The sequence below is a fragment of the Microbacterium sp. VKM Ac-2923 genome (assembly GCF_022815605.1).
In the GTDB taxonomy this organism is placed as follows: Bacteria; Actinomycetota; Actinomycetes; order Actinomycetales; family Microbacteriaceae; genus Microbacterium.
The window spans coordinates 153,881-176,112 of the sequence record NZ_JALGRP010000007.1 but is presented as its reverse complement, the minus strand read 5'-3'; the positions used below and the strand labels follow the sequence as shown (position 1 = coordinate 176,112).

12 protein-coding genes are annotated in these 22,232 nt (G+C 65.2%); 7 read left to right on the top strand and 5 right to left on the bottom strand.

Translation table 11 applies throughout. The features are described 5' to 3' along the window. Positions 1-223: 223 nt before the first annotated feature. From MT347_RS12880 to MT347_RS12870, 3 genes are all read right to left on the bottom strand, one after another. Positions 224-781 (bottom strand): dihydrofolate reductase family protein, encoded by a 558-nt coding sequence (locus MT347_RS12880; protein ID WP_243501586.1) that lies wholly within the window; start codon positions 779-781, stop codon positions 224-226. After that, positions 778-2,127, bottom strand: coding sequence for a hypothetical protein (locus tag MT347_RS12875; RefSeq protein ID WP_243501585.1), 1,350 nt, complete (start codon positions 2,125-2,127; stop codon positions 778-780). Before MT347_RS12875 ends, MT347_RS12880 begins: the two co-directional genes overlap by 4 nt. A 288-nt stretch (positions 2,128-2,415) precedes the next feature. Then, entirely contained in the window at positions 2,416-2,589 is a 174-nt protein-coding gene (locus MT347_RS12870) for a hypothetical protein (protein WP_243501584.1), read from the bottom strand. 195 nt (positions 2,590-2,784) lie between these two features. On the opposite strand from MT347_RS12870, the gene MT347_RS12865 reads away from it, so the two are divergent. Next, complete coding sequence (locus tag MT347_RS12865; RefSeq protein WP_243501583.1) at positions 2,785-3,255, top strand: DUF6416 domain-containing protein; 471 nt, start codon at positions 2,785-2,787, stop codon at positions 3,253-3,255. Between the two features lie 138 nt (positions 3,256-3,393). On the opposite strand, the gene MT347_RS12860 is transcribed toward MT347_RS12865, so the two are convergent. Beyond that, positions 3,394-5,502 carry a DUF262 domain-containing protein gene (locus MT347_RS12860; protein ID WP_243501582.1) on the bottom strand — a complete coding sequence of 703 codons (2,109 nt, stop codon included), beginning with the start codon at positions 5,500-5,502 and terminating at the stop codon, positions 3,394-3,396. A gap of 446 nt (positions 5,503-5,948) precedes the next feature. Here MT347_RS12860 and drmD point away from each other — a divergent pair, with 446 nt between their 5' ends. Beyond that, positions 5,949-9,080 (top strand): DISARM system SNF2-like helicase DrmD, encoded by a 3,132-nt coding sequence (gene drmD, locus MT347_RS12855; protein WP_243501581.1) that lies wholly within the window; start codon positions 5,949-5,951, stop codon positions 9,078-9,080. Then, the gene (locus MT347_RS12850; RefSeq protein ID WP_243501580.1) at positions 9,068-13,126 is read left to right on the top strand and encodes a DNA methyltransferase; all 4,059 of its coding nucleotides are present in this window, start codon (positions 9,068-9,070) and stop codon (positions 13,124-13,126) included. Before drmD ends, MT347_RS12850 begins: the two co-directional genes overlap by 13 nt. Positions 13,127-13,134: 8 nt before the next feature. Here MT347_RS12850 and MT347_RS12845 read toward each other — a convergent pair whose 3' ends face one another. Further along, positions 13,135-14,412 (bottom strand): type IIL restriction-modification enzyme MmeI, encoded by a 1,278-nt coding sequence (locus MT347_RS12845; protein ID WP_243501579.1) that lies wholly within the window; start codon positions 14,410-14,412, stop codon positions 13,135-13,137. 44 nt (positions 14,413-14,456) lie between these two features. Here MT347_RS12845 and MT347_RS12840 point away from each other — a divergent pair, with 44 nt between their 5' ends. From MT347_RS12840 to drmC, 4 genes are read left to right on the top strand one after another with little or no spacing between them, the layout of a single operon-like run. Then, positions 14,457-15,722 (top strand): recombinase family protein, encoded by a 1,266-nt coding sequence (locus tag MT347_RS12840; protein WP_243501578.1) that lies wholly within the window; start codon positions 14,457-14,459, stop codon positions 15,720-15,722. 60 nt (positions 15,723-15,782) lie between these two features. Further along, positions 15,783-19,496 (top strand): DISARM system helicase DrmA, encoded by a 3,714-nt coding sequence (drmA, locus tag MT347_RS12835; protein ID WP_243501577.1) that lies wholly within the window; start codon positions 15,783-15,785, stop codon positions 19,494-19,496. Further along, complete coding sequence (drmB, locus tag MT347_RS12830; RefSeq protein WP_243501576.1) at positions 19,496-21,526, top strand: DUF1998 domain-containing protein; 2,031 nt, start codon at positions 19,496-19,498, stop codon at positions 21,524-21,526. Before drmA ends, drmB begins: the two co-directional genes overlap by 1 nt. Beyond that, complete coding sequence (gene drmC / locus MT347_RS12825; protein ID WP_243501575.1) at positions 21,516-22,226, top strand: DISARM system phospholipase D-like protein DrmC; 711 nt, start codon at positions 21,516-21,518, stop codon at positions 22,224-22,226. The genes drmB and drmC overlap by 11 nt, the downstream gene beginning before the upstream one ends. The last annotated feature ends 6 nt before the right edge of the window (positions 22,227-22,232 follow it).

The window sequence follows — 22,232 nt, the reverse complement described above, 5'->3', positions numbered from 1 at the left end:
GCCTCATCGAGGCCGTCGGAGCGAGCGGAACAGGTGCGGTCGTGGTCATGTTCCGATCCTCGCGTCGCCGCCGCGGTCGCGCCCGACCGTTCATCCCCGGCATCCGACACTTCGTCCGGGGACACGCGGTACCGGGCCACGCAGCGACACGGATCGCCCGTTCCTCCAGGACTGAGATCCGGATGCCAGCGCCTCGCGCAGTTAGCTCGCGCGGGGCCCCGGGCTATGCGACGGGCCGGTAGCGCTGCGCGACGGCACCCGAGCGGAACTCCCGCCGCTCGATCAGCTCGAGCTTCAGGTCCACGCTGTCGAGCAGTCGCGGTCCCCGCCCGGCGATCACGGGATGCACGACGAACGTGTACTCATCGATGAGCCCGTGCCCCGCGAGCATCGCCGGCAGCGCGACGCCCCCCAGCGCGATCCCCCGCCCGGGCCGCTCTTTCACGGCCCGGACAGCCTCGACTACATCGCCGCTGATCAGTTCGGCGTTCCAGTCGACCGCGTCGAGGGTTCCGGATGCCACGACCTTCCGCATCGGGTCCATAACCTCCGAGAACGCGACCTCGCTGGCATCCATCCAGTCCGGCCACTCCCCCGACAACGGTCGACGCCACGCGCCCTCCATCAGCTCGTAGGTGGCCCGCCCATAGAGGAGCGTGTCGGAGCGGCGCAGCTCGTCGGTCCAGAACGCCATGGACTCGGCATCCGGCGGCAGGCCCGCTTCGTGCGAGCAGCAGCCGTCAAGGGTGACGTTGATGGCGTAGCGGAGGGGCTGGGTCATGGAGCTTTGTCCGTTGCGTCACTTACGTCTGGATAAGCGGGCGCGGCGATTTCGGGCTGCGCCGCTGGAGGGCGCTCTCCACGACCTGAGGGGGCGTCATCCTCCCTCTGCAGCCGCCTTGCAAGCTTCTCTGCAAATCTGCCCGCCGTCGACCGCGCGTTCTCGAGAACGTCCTCACTGAAGCGGCTGACAGCCTGCGCACCGTCCGCACCCGCTTCGAAGACGTCATCGCGGACGTCTACCGCGGCAGCGACCCAGCTGCGGGCCTCGACCGAACTCGCATCTTCGACGAGACCGAGACGGATGTGGAATTCGCTGACACCTTCGGCGATCTCGTTTCGCGCGCGGACGACCGCTCCCGCCGAGAAAGGGTTCAGAAGAACCTTGGTGTTTGCGCGCTCCGCGCCGGCATCCATCCTGGACAGCAACGAATGGGTAGCGCGGAAGATGACCTCGCGTCGACGGTTCCGCGCAGTTTGAAGAGCCAAACGGTGGTCGTCGATCTCCGCTGGGCTGGCGGTAAGGACCCGATCGAGTTCGAGCACGCCGAGGGCTTCCTGCAGTTGGAAACACCTCGCGATCACACTCAGCCACTCGTTCACGGAAGACTGCGCGTCCTTCGTAAGATCGGCCAGCTCGCCGATTTTCGCCGTTCGTTCGACCTTCTCTGCGACAGCGTCAAGCTGCCGCAGAGCGTAGGCCTGCGTTCGCGCGATCGTGGACGCCTCCCCCTGGATTTTTGACCACGTGACCGCCGAGACGTGTCCGACCGTGTCTCGGACCACGAGGGCCTCGTCGATGAGCATCTCCACGCCAATCATCTCGGAGAGGATTGCATCCTTCTGAGCACGGAGGACATCGTCGACCTTCGCGTCGATTTTGGCCAGGTAGTCGGTGATCTCGTCCATCGTCTGCTGCATGGCGTACTGCGCCATGAGCCCGCCTACCCCGGAGAGAATCGCGGGGTTGGTGAGGAACGCGCCCGGCTTTGCGACGAATTGCAGGTTCTTTGCGAACTGGCCACTGGGACCGCGGGTGGTCGCGTGCACGAAGTGCGTGGTCGAGTTCTTCACGAGGGGCAGCACTTGAGCAGCGCGAGCCGACTCCTCCGTAAGCTTCATCCAACGGCCCGCATTGGCGGACACACTCGAGGCGGCGTTTAGGACGGCACCTCCCACCGAGGCTGCCGGAGCCAGTTTGCTCACATCGAATGACGTTGACGGCAAACCAACTGACGCCACGAACTTCGCGACCTGCTCGGGATCACCCACGAACACGAGACCCTCGCCGTCGCCGACGACCTCGATCTCGCCGAATTCTTCGTCATCTGCCTCGACGCCGCTCATCGGGCGTACGCCGTGTCGTGTTTCATTGACACCGAGATCTCCACTGGCAGCTCCCCTTGCTCGTTCTAGGTAAATGCGAGCATCTCATAGCCATCTCCGCGCGGCATTGTGTGTGCAACTCGGTGCGACGGATTCGCCGCAGCCTCAGCTTCCTGCCCGCGCAAACCGCCCCGCCTGCACCGCGAACGCCGCTGTCAACTCCGCCGGCCCCACCACCTCCATCGCTACCTCGAACCGCCCGAACGACGCGGCGAGCGCGCCCCACGACCACGACCCGACCTCGAGAGTTCACAGCTCATCGTCGACAGCGGTGACGGTGCCGTCGCCCGCGGAGGGCAGCACGTCGCGGGCAGGGGCGTGCAGGAGCACCGTCCCCCGACAGGGCCACTCGTTCGTGGCCGGTCCCCTGAACCGCGCCGAGACGAACGCGTCGACGTCGCCGCCCGGCACCACTCTCGGCACGAAGGGCGCACCGTGCGGCACGCGAGGGCGCACCCGGTCAGCGGAGAACAGCCGCCAGTCGTCCCGGTCGAGACCTCCAATGACAACCCCGCCGGCCAACTGTCGATCGAGCTGTCTTGTGAGCTACCTTGCGCTTACCACCCACCCGTGCCAAGCTGTGGCGCAAGATACCTCAGAAGCTAGCTGGAGCATCCCATGATCCCAATCACCGTCCACGTCCGCGCGAGCAGAGTCGAGGAGTTCTACGTCCGTTTCGCCGAGTTCATCGTCGAAGCACCCGACGTCGCTGCGCCCCTGATCTTGCCCTCGGGCACCGTTCCGACCTGGATTGAAACCGATGACGCGCCTGCGCTGGCATCCCGACTCATGAGCGAACTGTCGCCGATGGGTTACTTCGTGTTGAGACACCTAATCGACGGCGCTCGCAAGCAGACCGTCCATCTCAGCCCCGATGAACTCGCATCTCTTACGCAACACCCTCACGGTAAGTCGGGCGTCGCGGGCATTCTCGGCGGTGTGGGAAAGTCGATTCGTCGGGCCGGCTTACCGATGTATCGCACACCTAACGGGCGTGACACTTGGCACTACGTCTGGGGCTGGGACGGCGTCCGCTACTCGATGACACCTGAGGTAGCCAAGCTGCTCAAAGCCGCTCGCCCTCGGTAGTTCGTGGCATAGCGACTCGGCCGAGGCCCACATTCATCTCAAGTGGACATGCATCGCTCGGCGTTGAATCCAGGGGCAATTCCTTCGATGCGCCCGCCTCCAATATCGTCAGCCCGCGCCTACGCGGTCCTATCACAATTAGCCGATGTCCGCCGGCATCGAGTTCTGGAACTCCGCCCGTACATCCCGAAGCCGACGCCCGTCCCGCACGGCCCAGAAGTACCACCCGTTTGTGGCCTTCCGACGCAGGGCGAATCCCGCTGCGGACGGCGATGTGTAGCGCTTACCGTCGAGCAGGATCGCGCCGTCAGCAGTGACCGTCGCCTCGCGCCCCTTGAAGTCGCGATGCGTCGCGACGATGCTCTCGTCCGCGGCGAGCATTCCACCCTCGATCAAGTGCTTCAGCTCGACCCAGTCGCCGGCTTTCGTCTGCGGGTCTACCACCTTTCCGTGATGCCCCTCGGGAACCGGCCAGACCCGCAGAAGAGTCTCGATGAGATCGTTTGTCCGCTCATCGATGAGCTCTTCGTCCCAGGGCTCGGTCTCAGTCCGCTTGATGACCCGGCCGGTGAGCGTGATGGTGTTGTGATCCTGCAGAGCTGACCGCTTGGCCGGCCAAGCACTATTCGACACCTTCGAATTGAGGGATCGAGTCAACAGCGTGAGGTTGCCTAACCGGTGCACGTGAGCCTGACGCTCTTCAGCCTCGTCCCGGCCTGCGATTGGCCAGGTCTCCGCCCACGCCCGGGGCAAGAGATGTTCGATCGGATATCCCAGCCGCTCAATCTGCGGCTGACCCGTCGCTCGGCGATACTCGTCCTCCGCCGCCTCAAGGATCATCCGAAGCCGTCCGCGCTGGAAGCGCGTGTACGCGGACTCTGTGGCGAGCGTCTGGCGGATCTCCTCGTCGCCTGGCCAGTAGGTGCTCGTGACATTGAGTCTCGCGAGCTGGCTCACGACGCGATCAACGAGCTCGGTCTCGGATGCCTCGGAGTTGGCGGCTATGACGTCGGTGACTATTCGCCCAAGATCGCTTCCAGTCAGGCGCAGGAGTTGCCGGCGGACCATCCAGCTCTCTGCGGCGTTGAGTATCGCGTCGATCGTCTTCTCCAACAGCCCACGGCTCGGTTCGTGCAACCAGATGAGCAAGGGCTTCAAAACCTCTACGCCTGCCGCCTGCATACGGTAAACCGCCATCTCCGTGCGGGTCAGGCTTCCACCTGGCCGGCCGGCGGCTTCGGTCCAAGACTCGTACTGCGCGGCCTGCGCCTTGATGGCTCGCAAGAGTTCGGCCATCGACGCTGAGCTCTCCAACTCCACATACGACTTGAAGCGGGTGAAGGTCGACTGCGGGCTGACGTCCTCGCCGGTACGTGCGACGAGCCACTGATTCAGGAACACGGAGCTGCGACTCAGCAGGTTGCGACCAACGCTCACCTCCTTGGACCAGAACTTCGTCTCGAATGGCCAGTCCTCGTCGTAGGCCTTCGCCATGTCGTCGCCCTGCTCGCCCAACAGCTGGAAGACGAAGTTGCGCACGAGGTCTGCGGCGGTCAAAGGGGTGCCGCGGGCGTTGAGGGTCTCGAAGATCTCCTGCGAGTTCTCGGATGCCTCGAGCTCGATCGAAACCAATTGCAGACCATCAACGAGCACCGTCGCGAGTTCCTTAGCCTTGGCGGAGAAGTCGTCGGAGTCCGCAGCCCCGAGCCACTGTTCGACCACGCGCGAGAAATATGCGTGCGCGAGAACGATCTGCGATTCGTGGTGGACGAGGCTGCGGTGGTCGACCGGCGGTTCCGCCGTCATCACCTCGTCGAACGCGGCTCTGTCCTTGTTTAGGTGACGCACCTTGAGGCGGCTGCCGCCCTCTTCAACGAAGATGTCGTCGTTATGAGTGAGCCGCTCGAGCTGAGCGGCAAGCCGCAGGTCGCCTGCGTCGGCCAAGATCGCCGAAGTTGCGTCAGCCAGAAGCTGCAGCGTGGTGAGCCGCTGTTGCCCATCGATGACGTTCCACGTGGCAAGACGACCGACGCGCGCTTGGTGGCTCTGCAGCACCACGGCCCCGAGGAAGTGAGTAGCCGTCGACCGCGGATCGTCGATGCGGCGTTCGGCGATCCGGCGAATGTCGCTCCACAGCGGAGCCCACTGCTCCTCCTCGCGCCACACGTAAGGACGTTGGAAGAGCGGGATGAAGAAGTGCTGCGGAAGGTTGAACAGCTGCAACGGCGTCCGTTTGAAGGTCTCCACGTGCCGATACTTGCGCACGAGTCGCCAGGTTCGCGAACTTAGGAAGTTTGCGAAACAGACGGAGCCTTGGTCGGTGTCACGAGACGACTGCGCCTCACGTGGCGCAAGGCACATACGACCATCCCGCGCGCTCGCTACAAGCAGAGCAGACCCTAGCGAATGATGGGCCCCTGCCTCGTCGAGGTGATTAAGCGCCCGCTGACAACTCCAACATCTCAGCCCATGAGATGCCTTGCGCTCGAACAGCGAGAAGTTCTCGGCGTACGGCCCGTCGGGTTCAACAACCCACCAGGCAGAAGAGCGGACAGCTGGATCACTCCGAAGCCCCCGACCACCCGGAACACCCGCAGTGCTGGCAAAGTTGGACCGTATAGCCGTGTGCGCTATGCACATTCCGTCCATGATCACGTCCGTCGGGAGCAACACCAGTGACAGCTAAAGCCGCGATGCCCACGCTTCCTGACCCAGGACAGGTTGTCGAGGTCCGCGGGAGCACATGGGCGGTTTCGAGCGTCCGGGTGCAGGGCCTACCGCGTAGCCCCGCCGACGAAGCAGTCGCGCAGCTCAGCCACGTCGTCGACCTTCAGTCGCTCGATGAGGGGAGTCTCGGCGCACAGCTCAGTGTCGTGTGGGAGTTGGAGGTCGGGCAGACGGTGACGCCTGCTCAAGGGCTCCCCGACGTGATACGCACGGATGGCTTCGATGAACCGAAGACTCTTGCCGGATTCATCGACGCGATGCGATGGGGCGCCGTCACGAGCGCGGATCCGAACCGCTACCAGGCCCCGTTTTGGTCCGGCGCGAACGTGGAGGCGTATCAGCTTGAACCGCTCCGCCGCGCACTCGGGGCTCCGCGTGCGAACTTGCTGCTCGCTGACGACGTGGGCCTCGGCAAGACGATCGAGGCGGGTCTTGTCATCCAGGAGTTGTTTCTGCGGCACCGTGCCCGCACTGCGGTGATCGTGTGTCCGCCTAGCCTTGCGCTGAAATGGCAGGACGAGATGCGGGAGAAGTTCGGCCTGGAGTTCACGATCGTGAACTCTGAGCTGATGGCTGAGGTCCGCCGCACGCACGGGCTTCAGGCGAACCCGTTCCAGATTTTCCCGCGGGTAATCGTGAGCATGGCGTGGTTGCCCCAGGTGCGTGCACAGCGCCTGCTCCGCGACGTGTACGCGCAGGCGAGCAATCCGAAGACCGGCAGTCGGTACGCGTTCGACATCCTGGTGGTCGATGAGGCGCACCATGTCGCTCCGTCGAGCCCATCGGCGATCGCCGGTGGACGAGGGTATGCCGTCGACACCCAACGCACGGTCGCGGTGCGCCAGCTCGCCGAGAGGTGCGAGCACCGGCTGTTCCTGAGTGCGACGCCGCACAACGGCCACCCCGAGTCGTTCACCGCGCTGATGGAGATGATCGACCCCCGTCGCTTCGCCCGTGGCGCGAACCTCGACTCGACTGCGCTCAAGGACGTGACGGTTCGCCGGCTGAAGACCGACTTGACCGGGAAGGGATTCAAGAAGCGCAGGGTCAGCATGATCCCGTTCGATCCGGCTGACGACGAGCAGCGGATGTTTGCCCTGCTCGATGAAGTTGTGACGAGGAGCGCGAAACTGAATGGCACGAAGCCGACCGGCGACATCGTGACGATGCTGTTGAAGAAACGCTTCCTTTCGAGCCCGTTCGCGTTCGGGATGACGCTGAGCAGTTACCTCGCCTCGAAGGCGAGTCGCAGCCTCTCCGAGGACGAGTACGACGACATCTTCGGCGAGGGGCAGTCCGACGAAGAAGAGGGCCTGTGGGAGCAGGGCGAGTCGGAGAAGCTCCGCGAGTCCAAGGAGTCCGATCCGCTCAGCGCCGCCGAACCGGGGCAGCTTGAGACCCTAGCGAACTGGGGCCTGGGCTATGAGAGTCGCGAAGACTCTCGCCTCGACCAGCTGATCAGATTCCTTGATGGCGTCTGCCGCCCCGACGGCAGGCTCTGGTCGAACGAGCGCGTCGTGGTCTTCACCGAGTACGCCCACACCGTCGAGTGGCTCACTCGCGTGTTGCGGCAGAAGGGGTACAGCGAAGATCGACTCGCAGTCATCCAGGGCTTGACCCCACCTGAGGAGCGCGAGTATGTCCGCTCTCGGTTCACCGCCGACCCGTCCAAAGAACAGGTGCGAGTGCTACTCGCCACTGACGCCGCAGGCGAGGGCATCGACCTGCAGACCTACTGTCACCGGCTGGTGAACTTCGACATCCCCTTCAACCCGTCGCGTCTAGAACAGCGCATCGGACGCATCGACCGCTACGGCCAGACTCAGCAGCCCGAGGTCTACCACTTCGTGCCCGAACAGGAGTCCTCGACCTACGATTCGGACCTGAGGTTCATGGAGATCATCGCTCGTAAGATCGCCCAGGTGGAGTACGACCTCGGCTCAGTGAACCAGGTTGTCGGCGCTGAGGTCCAGGGCCACTTCGGCAGGCGCGGCGCGACGAAGGCGACATTGAAAGGCGTGGACACCAACGAGGTGATCAACCAAGCGCTGGCAGGTGGCATGGAACTCAACGCCCGCCTGACGCAGCTGGAGCAGGGCTACGACGCGTCCCGGACCGAGATGCACCTCGATCCAGCGAACCTGCGCCGCGTCGTCGATACCGCACTGCGAATCAACCACCAGTCGCCGCTCGTACCGAACTATGACTTCGCGCAGGACACCGAAGCCGAGGTCTTCACCATCCCGAGCCTCACCGCCGGATGGCGTGACACGCTGCGCGGCCTCGACACCCGACTCGACCCGGGTGTGCTTCGGCCGATCACCTTCGACCCTGACGCTGCCGACGGCCGAGCGGATCTTGTGTACGTGCACCTCGGGCATCCGATCGTTCAGAAGGCGCAGCGTCTGCTGCGGCGCTCCTTGTGGAGCACCGACTCCACGCTGCGCCGTGTGACCGCGGTCGTTGTCGATGACCTCGAGGAGTCCTTCGTCGCTGCCGTAACGCGCATGGTGCTCGTCGGCCGCGGCGGCGTCCGACTCCACGAAGAGGTGTTCCTCGCCGGTGTCCGCCTCCACGGTCGACGCGCGATGGCCGAGGAACGAGCGGAGGCCTCACTCGATACCGCGCTCGACCAGGAAGATCTCGCCCTCGCCGACGACCGCGTGCGTGACCAGCTCTGCGACCTGTGGAATGTGCCCGACGCGCCGCTCCGCCTTCGTTTGGAGGAATCCATGCGAGCGCGCGCGGAACGGAAGCAGGCCCAGGTGACCGAGCAGCTTCAGCGACGCGAGGCCGCCGACGTGCAACGCGCACGGGAGATCTTCGCCGCGTTCCGGGGAAACCTCCGCGACTCCCTCGTGCGGCTGCGCGCCGAGGAGACCGAAGCGCAAGGCCAGCTTTTCACCGACGCCGACCAGGAGCGCCAGTGGCGACGCGACCGGGAAGCTATGCAGCGCCGCCTCGACGAGCTCGATGACGAAGAGGCTCGCGAGATCACTGCGATCAAGGACAGGTACGCCGACGTGAAACCCCACACGACCGCCGCAGCTGTGGTCTTCGCGCTCACCCGGAACGACGCAGACGGGTGGCGCGACTGATGGCGCGCCCATCCGTACGCAACCGACCCGCCAAGAGCGCCGCGGACCTGCACCGCGCCTGGCTCGAACTCGTCGACATCGAGGGCCCGTTCCTTGCCATCCCACCGCTCAAGCGCGTCTGGCCCGAAGGGATGCCGCAGCTCGCCAAGGCTCGCAAGTCTTCCCTTTCCGACGCTCGCAAGGATTTCGAGTCCGCCTGGGAGCGCTACGACCGCAGCCACGGATCCGACACTGCGCTGGACGCCTACCGCTCGGCCCGCGACAAGTGGGTCGAGACCGTGCTGCGCGACGTCGCAGGTTGGGCCGAGTCGCTCACCTGGGGTGACGTCCCCGGCGTCGCCGCGCAGTCGCCAAACCGTGCGGTAACCGTCCGCGCGCAAGCTTCCCTCAATGGAGATGACAGGATCGGCGCGATCGTGCACGTTATCGACCCGGTCGACTCGCTCCGCGAAGTGCCGGGCGACCTGTGGGCGGCCAACCCCGTTGATCGCGTCGAGGCGATGCTGCGCGAGAGCAGGGTGCCAATCGGAATCGTCACCGACGGCCGATGGTGGGGGCTCGTCTGCGCACGCGAGAGCGCGATGGCAGCCTCCGGCATCGTCGATGCGCTCACGTGGACCGAGGAACCGCGCACCCGCGATGCGTTCCTGGCCCTGGTCGGACGCCAATATCTCATCGGAGGTGAGCCCGCCGAGCGGCTCCCCGTGCTCTTCGCGGAATCGGTCGCAGCCGCCGAGGAGATCACCGAGGCGTTGGGTGCCCAGGTGCGCCGCGCGGTGGAGTTGCTCATCCAGTCCTTCTCCGAGTCGGCGGCCGATGCGAAGCGGCGCGGTCTGCCGGACCCTCTCCCGGACCGCGCGCACGACAGCTACGAGGCCGCCGTCACCGTGATGATGCGCGTGGTTTTCCTGCTCTTCGCGGAAGAGCGAGGGCTGTTGCCGCAGGGCGAGCTGTTCGACCAGGGCTACGGCATCGCCCGCGAACTCGCCCAGCTCGTCGCCCGCGAGTCTGCAGAGAGCGAAGAAGCCCTCGACGCCACCTCGCTCGCCTGGCACCGGCTGCTGGCTACCAGCAACGCCCTCTACCGCGGCGCGACCTTCGAGAACCTGCGCATGCCCGCGTACGGTGGCTCGCTGTTCGACCCGGCTCGATTCCCGTTCCTGACCGCGACGAGCGACGTAGGCCCCCTGGGCGTGACCGTCTCAGACCGCGTCATGCTGCACGTCCTCCGGGCCGTGCAGCATGCCGAGATCAAGGGCGAGGCCCGACGCATCTCGTTCCGCGACATCGACGTGGAGCAGATCGGATACATGTACGAGGGCCTGCTCGGCTACACGGCGACAGTCGCCCCCGAAGTCGTGCTTGGCATCCTCGGCACTCGCGGAGAGGAGCCCGAAGTCCCACTGGAGAAGCTGGAGGAACTCGCCAACGCAAACAGCGACCGCAAGAAGCTCGCCAAGGCCATCCGCGCCTGGATCGAGGCCGACCAGCCCTCCGCGAAGCCTTCCTCCGAGGCCGCCATCGCGAAGGCCATCGACTCCGCAGTCGACCCGAGCATCGTCAGCGCCCTCACGCAGGCCGTTGGCGACGACCTGGACCTTCGCGAGCGTGTTAAGCCCTGGCTGGGCCTAGTCCGCCTTGACCTGCGCAACCGCCCCTTCGTCGTCCTTGAAGGTGCGCTCCTGGTCAAAGAGACGCCTTCGCGCAAGAACGCCGGCGCGCACTACACGCCCAGGTCCCTGGCAGAAGACGTCGTCAAATACACCCTCGAACCCCTCGTCTATGCTCCCGGCCCGCACCAGACCGCCAACCGCGACGAGTGGAAGCTGAAGTCACCGGCCGACATCCTCAACCTCAAGGTCGCAGACATCGCCTGCGGCTCAGGAGCATTCCTCGTGGCAGCCGCACGTTTCCTCGCGGACCGCCTCGTCGAGACCTGGGTCGCAGACAACCCCGCATGGGCGGGCCGCAAGGACCTGCGCACCCTCGCGATCCGCGAGATCGTTGCCAAGTGCCTCTACGGCGCAGACATCAACGACATGGCCATCGAGATGTGCAAGCTCTCGCTTTGGCTCGTCTCCCTCGACCGCGACCTGCCGTTCTCCTTCGTTGACGACAAGGTGTTCCTTGGCAACTCTCTGCTCGGCCTCACCGACCTCGCGCAACTTCGGGCCATGCACATTGACCCGGAAAGGTCGAATCGCCAGCAGGGCATGCTCGATATTTTCCAGGTCGACACCGACTCGATCGTCAAGCGCGCGGTCGAGCTCCGGGAAGGCCTCGCGTCCCCGGTCGAGCCGGCCGACAGCCCAGCGCGATCGGCGGCTGCCAAGCGGCGGCAGCTCGCCCAGCTCCATTCAGTGACGGCCGACCTCCGCAAGCTTGCCGACGGGGTTGTCGCCACTGGGCTGGCACTCGGTGGCAAGCCAGGCCGCGCCCTCGACGCCGCCTATGAAGATCTACGTGAGGCGGCGCGCACGGCATACCCCGGAGCGGGAGGTGAAGCCGACCCCACCTGGCTGCAGTCCAAAATCGATCAAGGACTCACGCCGACTGTCGAGACCGACTACACCCGCTGGCAGCCGCTCCACTGGATTATCGAGGCCGCCGACGTCATGGTCGATCACGGAGGCTTCGACGCCATCATCGGCAACCCACCTTTTCTTGGTGGCCAGAAGCTCACCGGCGCAATGGGAACCAACGTCCGCGACTGGTTCGTTAACGTGCTGGCACAGGGACGCCGCGGCAGCGCCGACCTTGTCGCCTACTTCTTCCTGCGTGCGACCTCGCTCTTGCAGACGAACGGCACGCTGGGTCTGATTGCGACGAACACGGTCGCGCAGGGGGACTCGCGCGAGGTGGGGCTGGACGCGATGGTTGCCAACGGATTCACGATCACTCGGGCGATCCAGAGTCGGTCGTGGCCGGCGGCGAGTGCGAACCTCGAGTACGCAGCCGTCTGGGGGACCCTTGGTCTAGTAGTCGAGGGGTCACCGCGATTCGCCGATGAAGTGGTCGTCGGACGCGTCAGCACGTTGCTCGAAGCCGAAGGCCGGACCGAGGGCCACCCCGTGCGATTGCCAGAGAACGTTGGGGTTGCGTTCCAGGGTTGCATCGTCCTGGGGATGGGCTTCGTACTGGAGCCGGAGGAAGCGCAAGAGTGGATTGCCGCCGATGCCCGCAACGCTGAGGTGCTGTTCCCGTACCTCAACGGTGAAGACCTGAACTCGCGCGCGGACGCTTCCGCCTCGCGGTGGGTCATCGACTTCAATGATCGGCCGGAGGCTGAGGCCGCCGGTTATCCACTGCCCTTCGCTCGGTTGAGGGATGAGGTCAAGCCCGAGCGTGCGAGGAAGCCGAAGGCGGTGTCGAGCGCGCCGTGGTGGCAATTTTTGCGAACTCGGCCCGCGATGCGCCATGCCATCGCGGAGTTGTCTGAAGTGTTGGTCCTCGCGCAGGTCAGCAACACTGCGCAGCCGATGCTCATCCCCCGCGGGGTGGTCCCAAGCCACAAGATAGTCGTATTCGCGTCTGATAGTCGCGCGCTATTGGCGTTGCTGTCCTCCACGCTGCACTACTTCTGGGCACGCAAGTATTCGGGCGCGATGAAGAATGATCTCAGCTACTCGCCGTCGGATGTATTCCTCACATTCCCCGTGCCCGCGCTGACCAAGCGACTGCGCGACGCTGGCCTAGCTCTTGAACATGAGCGTCGTGAGATCATGATGAGGCGTGGACTTGGCCTGACGAAGCTGTACAACCTCGTGAATGATCCTGGCACCGTAGATGCCGATGTTGAGAGGATCCGGGAACTTCAGGTAGAGATCGATTACGCAACCGCCGAAGCGTATGGATGGGATCTCCCGCTTCGGCACGGATTCTATTCGTACCGGCAGGTTCGGCGCTGGAGTCCTGACCCTGCGGCTCGAATCGAACTCCTCGACCGGCTCCTCGAGTTGAATCACTCACGAGCGGCCTCGACAAGAGAGACGGCGAGCGTCGGCGCCGAAGCATCGGCAGAGCCGCATGACACGTTGTTTGATTGACCCGTTCGTCAGTCAATCAGCGTGATCTCGTTCCCCGGGCCGCGGTCTGCTACTTCCCCGGGTACCTGCTGGTTGAGGGCACGACGGCGGTTCTCCTCAAGAAGCCGGTCGAGCAGTTCCACGCGTGCTCGAGGACAGACGGTCCATCGAGTAGCTTGCCGGTACTCGTTGAACCCATGGTCGAGATCGAGGTCGGTCCAGCCGTATGCGAACACGACGGCCTCATCGATCGCGACCTGAAGCTCGCGCATGCGCGCAATATCGCGATCGCCGCGAAGAGTGTCGTCATTGACCATGCCGTAGAGCTTCGTCGCGCCAACTCCACGGCGGTTCATGATCTCGCGGCGCTCAAGGTCCAGGGCCACTCCCACTTCTGTTAGCCGGACCGTCGACTCAGGTCTAGGAAGAGATCCAAAAACAAGGTCGGGCGTGTAGGTTGCATCGCTTCGAAGTGTGGTGCCGTACTTGATCGCCCACAATTGATGAAGACTCGAAGAGAGAATCGTCTGCGTCGGATATGAGTCGGTGGCGAAAACGACTACCTTCTCGTGGAACACCTGACCGGTTGGGACACGGAGCGGCATGACCGTCTTGCTGACACGCGCGATGACCAACACTTCAGACAACTCCGCAATCGCCTTGCGCAGCGCAGGACGCTTCTCTGCGTATTGCCACCAGCGCTCGGGGAGCGGCTTGCGGAGCGCGTACTCGCCATCCGGCTTCTTGCGCTGACGCTCACCCTTGACACGCTCGACCAGACGTTCGTACGGCGATTCGAAGGAGCGCGCCCGATCCTCGGACCAGTCGTTGAAGTCGATGACCCAACGAGAGGCGGTCGCATCCGGGCGTTGATTCAGGTCTTCACCGTTGAGGTACGGGAACAGCACCTCAGCGTTGCGGGCATCGGCGGCAATCCACTCTTGCGCCTCCTCCGGTTCGACCACAAACCCCATGCCGAGCGCGTAGCACCCGATGAAGGCAATCCCCGAGTTCTCCGGCAGACGAACGGGATTGCCGGTCGTGCGGCCCTCTGCCTCAAGGAGCGTACTGATGCGGGCGACAGGCATGTCATCGGCATCTCGGGGCACGGCTTCACTTACGCGCGCATAAGTACCCCATATCGCTGCGTACTCGAGGTTCGCGCTCGCCGCCGGCCACGACCGACTCTGGATCGCCCGAGTGATCGTGAATCCGTTGGCAACCATCGCGTCCAGCCCCACCTCGCGCGAGTCCCCCTGCGCGACCGTGTTCGTCGCAATCAGACCCAGCGTGCCGTTCGTCTGCAAGAGCGAGGTCGCACACCGTCGAGGAAGCCCGATGGACTAGCGAGATGAATCTGAAGCAAGTGCATCGATGTGTCCTTTACGCCCGGCTTAGTGTCACGAAGGAAGAGTCCGTCTCGATCTCACGGCAACTACAGTCGTGTCGACGTTACGCGGAGGCCCGCGGTTGGGAAGTCGTTGGTGAGTATGTTGATGACGGCGTCTCGGCGACGGCGAACCGCCCGGAGGAACGGCTCGGGTGGAAGGCATTGCTTGCGAATCGTGACTTTGACGCCGTCGTCATATGGAAAGTCGACCGGCTCGCCCGACGGGTGCTCGACTTCCTTCACGCCGACGAGACCCTACAGAAGCGCGGCGCGGGCCTGGTCGCCGTCGACGACCCGATCGACATGACCAGCCCCCAGGGACGCGCGTTCGCGGTCATGCTCGCCGTCTTCGGCGAGATGGAGGCCGAAGCCATCCGCGCCAGGGTACGAGCTGCTCGCGCACAGATCCTTAAGGACGGCCGGTGGCCGGGCGGTGGCATCCCGTATGGGTACCAGTCCGTCCCAAACCCCGACGGTCCCGGCCGCGTGCTGGCGAAGGACGACGAGCGCATCGGGTGGCTCTCCGAGGCGGTTGCCAAGGCGCTGAGTGGCTGCGCAGTGAACGCGATCACTACCTGGCTCACTGACAGCGGAGCCCCGCTTCCCGCGCGCCGCGCCGAGCGGACGTCGGGCGGGACGAGGTGGAACAGGCAGACCGTGGACGGCCTGCTCCGGAATCCCGTGCTGGCCGGGATGACCCCGCACAACCCGGGCCGCGCCAAGAGCGCCAAGCGGGTCGACCCGTTTGCCGTGCTTCGCGATGAACGAGGACATCCAGCCGTCAGCCAGGCGCTCGCCATTATCACCACCGAGGAGTTCGCGACCCTGCAACGGCTGCTCGATGCCCGGGCTGTGCCTCAAGCCCGCAAGAAGGCCGAGCGCCAGTCCACGAGCGCGCTCCTGTCGCGCGTGGCTCGATGCGATGAGTGCGCGGTATACCTCTGCCGCGGCACGAACCAAAAGCGACCCGTGCTCTACTGCCCGAAGTGCCGCCAGACGATCGGACGCACTGCGCTCGACGCCTACCTGATCGACCGGCTCCTGATCGAGCGCGCGAACGAACTCATCGGCGACCTCGCGGTCAACGAGGCATGGACGCGCGCCGGTTATGACGACTTGGCGCGACGCGCGGTGCTCGTCTCACAGCTGGACAAGCTGGTCATTCGACGCGGAGTCGTCGGCCGCTACTTCGACGAAGACCGAGTTCAGTTGACGTGGTCGTCGTAGCGGCCACGTCGGCGCGGCCAAGACAGATCAGCGTCGGCGGTCTGCGGCAGACTGGTGCCCATGGCAGAGAGCACGGACGCGCCCACCCCAGCAGACACGGGCTACGTGCTCAAATTCCCGACCGATGGCACCTCCTTCGGCGTACGAGAGAACCTCGTGGACATCCTGGAACGCGAGTTGCTCGGACCGATCCACGGCGAGGAGGAGTTGCTGCCATTCAGCCCGAAGCAGATGTACCTCGTCGGGCTGATCGCGCCGGTCAAGCTCACGACCACCGATGGATCGGGGATGGACCAGGACGACGCCGACGACCTGGCCGAGGTGCGTCTCGACGAGGACGGTGTGACCGAAGGGCGCGGAGTCCCGACGGTTGCGTCCGACGAGAACGAGGCGGATGCCCAAGAGGACGATGTCGAGGATCGAGCACCCAAGCAGGGGTTGATGATCCCGGCATCGATGGGGCTGCGATTTCAGGTGCCCAGCGATCTCAAGTCGTTCGACATCACGGCGTCGTGGGGCACCTACGAGACGGTCGAGACCAAGGAGGTGTCGAAGGCCGGACGTCCCATTCGGAAGTACCAGCGCACGCCGATCGAGGAAACCCGGACCATCACTCTCGCGGCGCTCATTCCCGGTCGCACCGAGACGGTTGCGTTGCGCGATGCCATCTGCCTGCGGATCGATCGCTACGACGACGCCGACTATGGTCGGGTGCTCGTGGAGATCGCGCTGTGCAACGACCGCGAGACGCCACTCCCTATCCCGTCGAACATGTGGATGTTCCAAACGAAGCTCCTCATCGACGCCGGTGGCACCGATGCTTTCCTTCCGGTGCGAGACGCGCTGGAACAGGTCTGGCCCGAGCACGACGACGAGGTGTGGCGGCTCGACCTCCAGTACAAGGACCGGCTCGAGTTCGCAATCGGCCGCACCTGCTCGGCCGACTGGGTCGTGCGCAAGGGTTCGCGGCGCGCGACGTCGGTGTCGACGACATGGTTGCCGAAGGCCGAGACTCCGCAGACCAGGGCTGGCGAGGTCGAGGGTGCAACGCTGTCGATGAAGGAGTTAGCTGCTGCCGGTGCTGACGAGCTGCGCGGCGGGCTTGCCCCCTTGGTCTCCGGCTATGGGGCGTGGCTCGACCGGCAGGAAGGGGTGGCGGCGCAGCTTCCCGAGCACTTGCAGGAGATCGCCAACGTGGTGCTGTGGGAGGCGCGGCAGGCGCACCAGCGTCTCGTTGACGGGCTGGAGTTTGTCGCCTCCGACGTAACTGGGCTTCAGTGTTTCCAGTTCATGAATCGGGTTATGCGCGATCAGCGCCTCGCTTCGCAGGTCGCTGAAGCGCGGAAGTCCGACTCGGCGGTGCCGATCGCGCAGGCGCGGCAGGACCTTGAATCGGCCGAGGGTGACGGAAAACCGGTCGCGGCGTGGCGTCCGTTCCAGCTCGCGTTCATTCTCATGCAGCTCGGGTCGTTGACCGAACCGACGGCCGCGTTGCGCAGCGCGGAGCACCAGGCCCGCGTGGAACTGCTCTTCTTCCCGACTGGTGGTGGTAAGACCGAGGCTTACTTGGGCCTGGCCGCCTATACGTTCGCGATCCGCCGTCGGCAGGCGGTCGTGCAGTCGACGGACGGCGCTCTGAACGGCAGCGACGGCGTGTCGGTGCTGATGCGCTACACGCTGCGCCTGCTGACGGCGCAGCAGTTCCAGCGTGCGACCGCACTCGTCTGCGCCGCCGAACTCGCCCGCCGCGAGGACGAAGAGGCCTGGGGTACCGAACCGTTCCGCATCGGCCTCTGGGTCGGTACCGATGTCAGTCCGAAGCGGTTCGAGGAAGCGGACGAGCAACTCAAGAAGGTCAACGACGGTGCCTCGCACCGCCTGACGGTCCTTCAGATTCAGCGCTGCCCGTGGTGCGGAACCGAGATTTCCCCAGCGAACGTGAAGGGTGACGCCACCAGTCGTCGGGTGTTCGTGCACTGCGGTGACGAGCTGGGCCGGTGCCCATTCTCCAAGGGAGGCGGCGTTCCTGAGGGACTTCCGGTGCTCACCGTCGACGAGGAGATCTACCGACTCGCGCCGGCATTCGTCATTGCGACCGTCGACAAGTTCGCCCGGCTCGCGCGCGAGGGCGAGGCCGCCTCGCTGTTCGGGTTCGTCAGCAGACGCTGCGGGCGACACGGCTACGTACACCCCGACTACACCGGCTGCACCGTGCAGTCACACCCGGCGAACAACGGCCATCCCGCCGCGACAATCATGCCCGTCGGCCGACTGCGCCCGCCGGACCTGATCATCCAGGACGAGCTGCACCTCATCACCGGGGCGCTCGGCACGGCCGTTGGTCTGTTTGAGGTCGCCGTCGAGACGCTGTGCTCGTGGAAGACGCCCGAGGGCAAGCCGGTCAAGCCGCTGATCGTCGCCTCGACTGCCACCGTACGCAACGCGGTCGAGCAGGTACGACAGCTCTACGGCCGCAAGGTCGAGATCTTCCCGCCGCAGGTGCTCGACGTCGCCGACACCTTCTTCTCGCGCGAAGTCGAAGTCTCCGCGCAGAACCCTGGTCGTCGCTACATCGGCGTGAACGCTCCTGGTGTTCGCCTGTCGAGCGCCGAGATTCGCCTCGCCGAGGTGCTGCTGCTCGCAAGCCAGTTGCTGCTCGACCGCACCGGCGTCGAGGCAGACCCGTACATGACTCTCGTCGGGTACTTCAACGCCACCCGGGAGTTGGCCGGCATGCGCCGCTACGTCGATGATGACGTCAGCACGCGGGTCGGCAACCCCCGTCGCGACTCGGGCTTCCCGCGGCGGTATGGCACCGCGTTCGGAAACCTCAACGTGGCGGAGCTGACGTCACGGATCTCGGGTGCCGACATCGGCAAGACCCTCGACAAGCTCGGGCTCGAGTTCGACCAGGGCTATGACACGACCGCGGCGTTCCAGGCGCGGATTGCGTTGCGCCGAGAGGACAAGGCGGCGCCCAAGCGCGACGGGGACGCGCCCTTCGACGTCGTCCTTGCCACATCGATGCTGCAGGTGGGCGTGGACGTGCAGCGCCTCGGACTCATGCTTGTGATCGGCCAGCCAAAGAACACCGCCGAGTACATCCAGGCGTCGTCGCGAGTCGGCCGCGACGCGGCACGCCCGGGGCTGGTCGTGTCGCTCGGGAACTGGGCACGGCCACGCGACCTGGCCCACTTCGAGCAGTTCCGGCACTACCACGACACCTTCTACAAGCAGGTCGAGGCGCTCTCCGTCACGCCGTTCTCGCCGACTTCACTGGAGCGAGGCATCGACGGGGTACTGGTTAGCGCCGCGCGCGTCGCCCAGGCGACCGTAGCCGACGGTCTGTCGCCCGAGCGTGAGGCGGGCAAGATCGCCTCGCAGCATCCCGCAGTCGTCAGGATCATCGACCGGTTGAAGGCGCGGATACTCGCCGCGTCCCAGGACGATGACCTCACAAAGAAGGCCAGCGACCTGCTGACGAACCGGGTCGACCGGTGGACAAGCCGCGCCGGGTACGCCAGCGAGCGGCACCAGAATCTCGTCTACGAGCGCACTGGCGAGGGCGACAAGTACCTGCCGCTCATTGTCAGCCCCGAGAACCACCGCGCCAACGTCGGCAGTTCCCGTGAGGCGCCGTTTGTGATCGCCAACTCGATGCGCGAGGTGCAGCCGGAGATCAACATTCTCGTCTCGCCCGTGCCCGACCGACTCTTCGCGAGAACTCCCGAAGGCGTTGACAACTGGGCGCTGCCCGCCGAGGAGGACGACTAATGACCGACACCACCACCGCGCCGTTGGCCGACAACAACGACGCTCTCGACCCGCTCGGCGACGCGGACGAAGGCCTCGCGAAGAATCGGGCCAAGGTCGGGTCCGCGCGTCCTTCTTCGCTCCTGTACACCTACGGTCCGGGCGCGATCATGGACTTGCCGAACTTCTCGGTCATGCCCGCCGGACTCGACGACTGGGAGCCGATCTGGAAGCGCCGCGAGGTCGTCCCGACAATCCTCGAACCGCGCTTGCTCAACGTCGTCCGTCTGCACCTCGGCCCCCAGGTCGACGCGCTGCGACCGTTCCCGTGGCAGCCCAAGAAGGGCTCGATGTCGACCGAGGGGTCGGACCTCGGCCTGCCCGCACGGGTGTTCCCGCAGTGGTTCCGATGCACCGGCTGCGACTACCTCGGCCCGCTCACCCGGTTCACCTACACGAACACGCATCCGTTCCGGCCAGACCTCGCCCAGTTCACCCACAAGCCCTGCCCTGGCCGCGGCGGACGGGGGCGCCGCGAGGGCAGTCCGGCCGTACCCGCACAGCACCTGCTCACCTGTACCAACGGACACCTCGACGAGTTTCCCTACACGCCCTGGGTTCACCGGGGTCAGAAGTGCCCGAATGCTGAGAACCCCGACCTCAAGATGCGCGACGCCAACGTCGGCAAGAGCGTCGGCTCCACGGTTATCTGCCAGTCGTGCAACGCCACACGCGGCATGGCCGAAGCCCAAGGGGTGAAGGGGCGGCTCAAACTGCCCCAGACGTGCCGCGGACGCCATCCCCACCTCGGCGCGTTCTTTCCCGGCTGCAAGGCGCAGCCCGCGCTCATCATGATGGGCGCCTCGAACCTGTGGTTCCCCTCAACGCAGAGCATCATCGTCATGCCGCGCTCGGACGCCGAACAGAAGGAAGCACTTGCCGACCATCTCCGCGTCGAACTCGGCATCGACCAGATCCGGCAGTTCGCCGACCAGATCGCGGTGATCCGCGCCCTGGCTGGGGCGCGCAACATCGACGTCGCCGGGCTCACCGACGCCGACATCGCAACTGCCATCGCAGACGTGATCGCACCGCCTGAGTCCGAGGCGGACCGAGAGGAGCGCCGCGCCAACTGGGACCCGATCGAGTTGCTCATCCCCGAGTGGCGCTACCTCCAGAAGCCGACGCTGTTCCCCGAACAGCAGAACAACACCGGGCTGATGGTCACCGAGATGCAGCGCGGCCCGGATCTGCACCCGCGCATTCACCGCGTTGTCGGAGTCAACCGGATGAAGAAGGTCAATGCGGTGCTTGGCTTCACCCGCCTCGATGAGATGGACCGGGTCAACGACGTCGCCTCACGCCTGGTCGAACTCACCCGGAACGGCAAGCCCTCCTGGGTACCTGCAACCGAAGACCGCGGCGAAGGCATATTCTTGCAACTCGACCTCGACGCCGTCGAGCAGTGGGAACGACACATCGAGTCCACCCCGCTGTGGGACGCCCACGTCGAGGCGCACCGTCGCAACTTCGCTCGGCGCTTTTCCGAGACCGCCGCCGCCGTCAATCCCGACACCCGACTGCCCGGTCCCCGGTATTGGCTCGTCCACACGCTGTCGCATATCCTCATTCGCGAGATGGCAATGTACTCCGGCTACGGCGCCGCCAGTCTCACCGAGCGCATCTTCGCCTGGCGGGAAGAGCCCGGGCGTGAGGCGGCCGCGGGGCTGCTCATCTGTACGACCGCATCCGACAGCGACGGAACGCTCGGAGGTCTGGTGGCGCTGTCGGAACCGGCAAAACTCCAGAGCATCGTGCTAGCGGCGCTGCGCCGGGCCACGCGGTGCTCCTCCGACCCGGTCTGCGCCCAACGCACCCCATCGGACCCGGAGGACTTCCTCCACGGTGCGGCCTGCCACACCTGCGCCTTCGCCTCGGAGACCTCCTGCGAGAAGGCCAACCGATTCTTGGATCGCCGGTTCCTCCTCGACCTCCCGACCGCGAACGGCCCGGTCGTCCCCGGGTTCTTCGGCAGCATCCATGGCCTCTGACCCGCTCAACCAACTCGGCAGCTTTCTGACCGCCACTGAAGCGGAACGGCTCGCGCTGCGGTTCGAGGTCGGTACGCCAGCCATCGTTGCCGTGCGCGAGATAGCGATCAGCCGACGCGACCAGGCGAAGGAACTCCTCGCCGCCTGCGGGTTTGGGCCTGGCGACCGCGAACGTTCCGTCAGTGTGCTGCGTGCCATTGCCGGAGCCAAGACTGTCCTGCGTGAGCTGGTTCCGGTATGGACGATGCCTGGCAACGAAGCCAACATGGGCCGCCTGACCAGCGAGTTCCACCGCATCATCGGTTCTGCACGACAATCGGTCACGGCCGCGACCTACAACTTCCAGGACACATCTCGGATGTGGACGGCGCTTAAGACGGCCTCGGAGCAGCCGGGCGTCGTCGTCACCGTCTACGTTGACGCTGCGGTCGCTGACGCCACGACGATCAAGACGCAGCTCCGACGAGCCACGGTGTACCGGTCAGCGGTCCTGTCGAGCGGCAAGCTGGTCGTCAGCCACGCGAAGTTCATCGTGGTCGACCACGAGCTGCTCCTGATCACCAGTGCGAACTTCAGCTACTCAGCCGAGAACCGCAACGTCGAGTTCGGCATTCTTGTCCGCGACGGTGCCCTCGCCACGTCTGTCGAGGCCATGATGACGAGCAAGCATGGGACGCTCTACGAGCTCATCGACGCGTGATCTGCA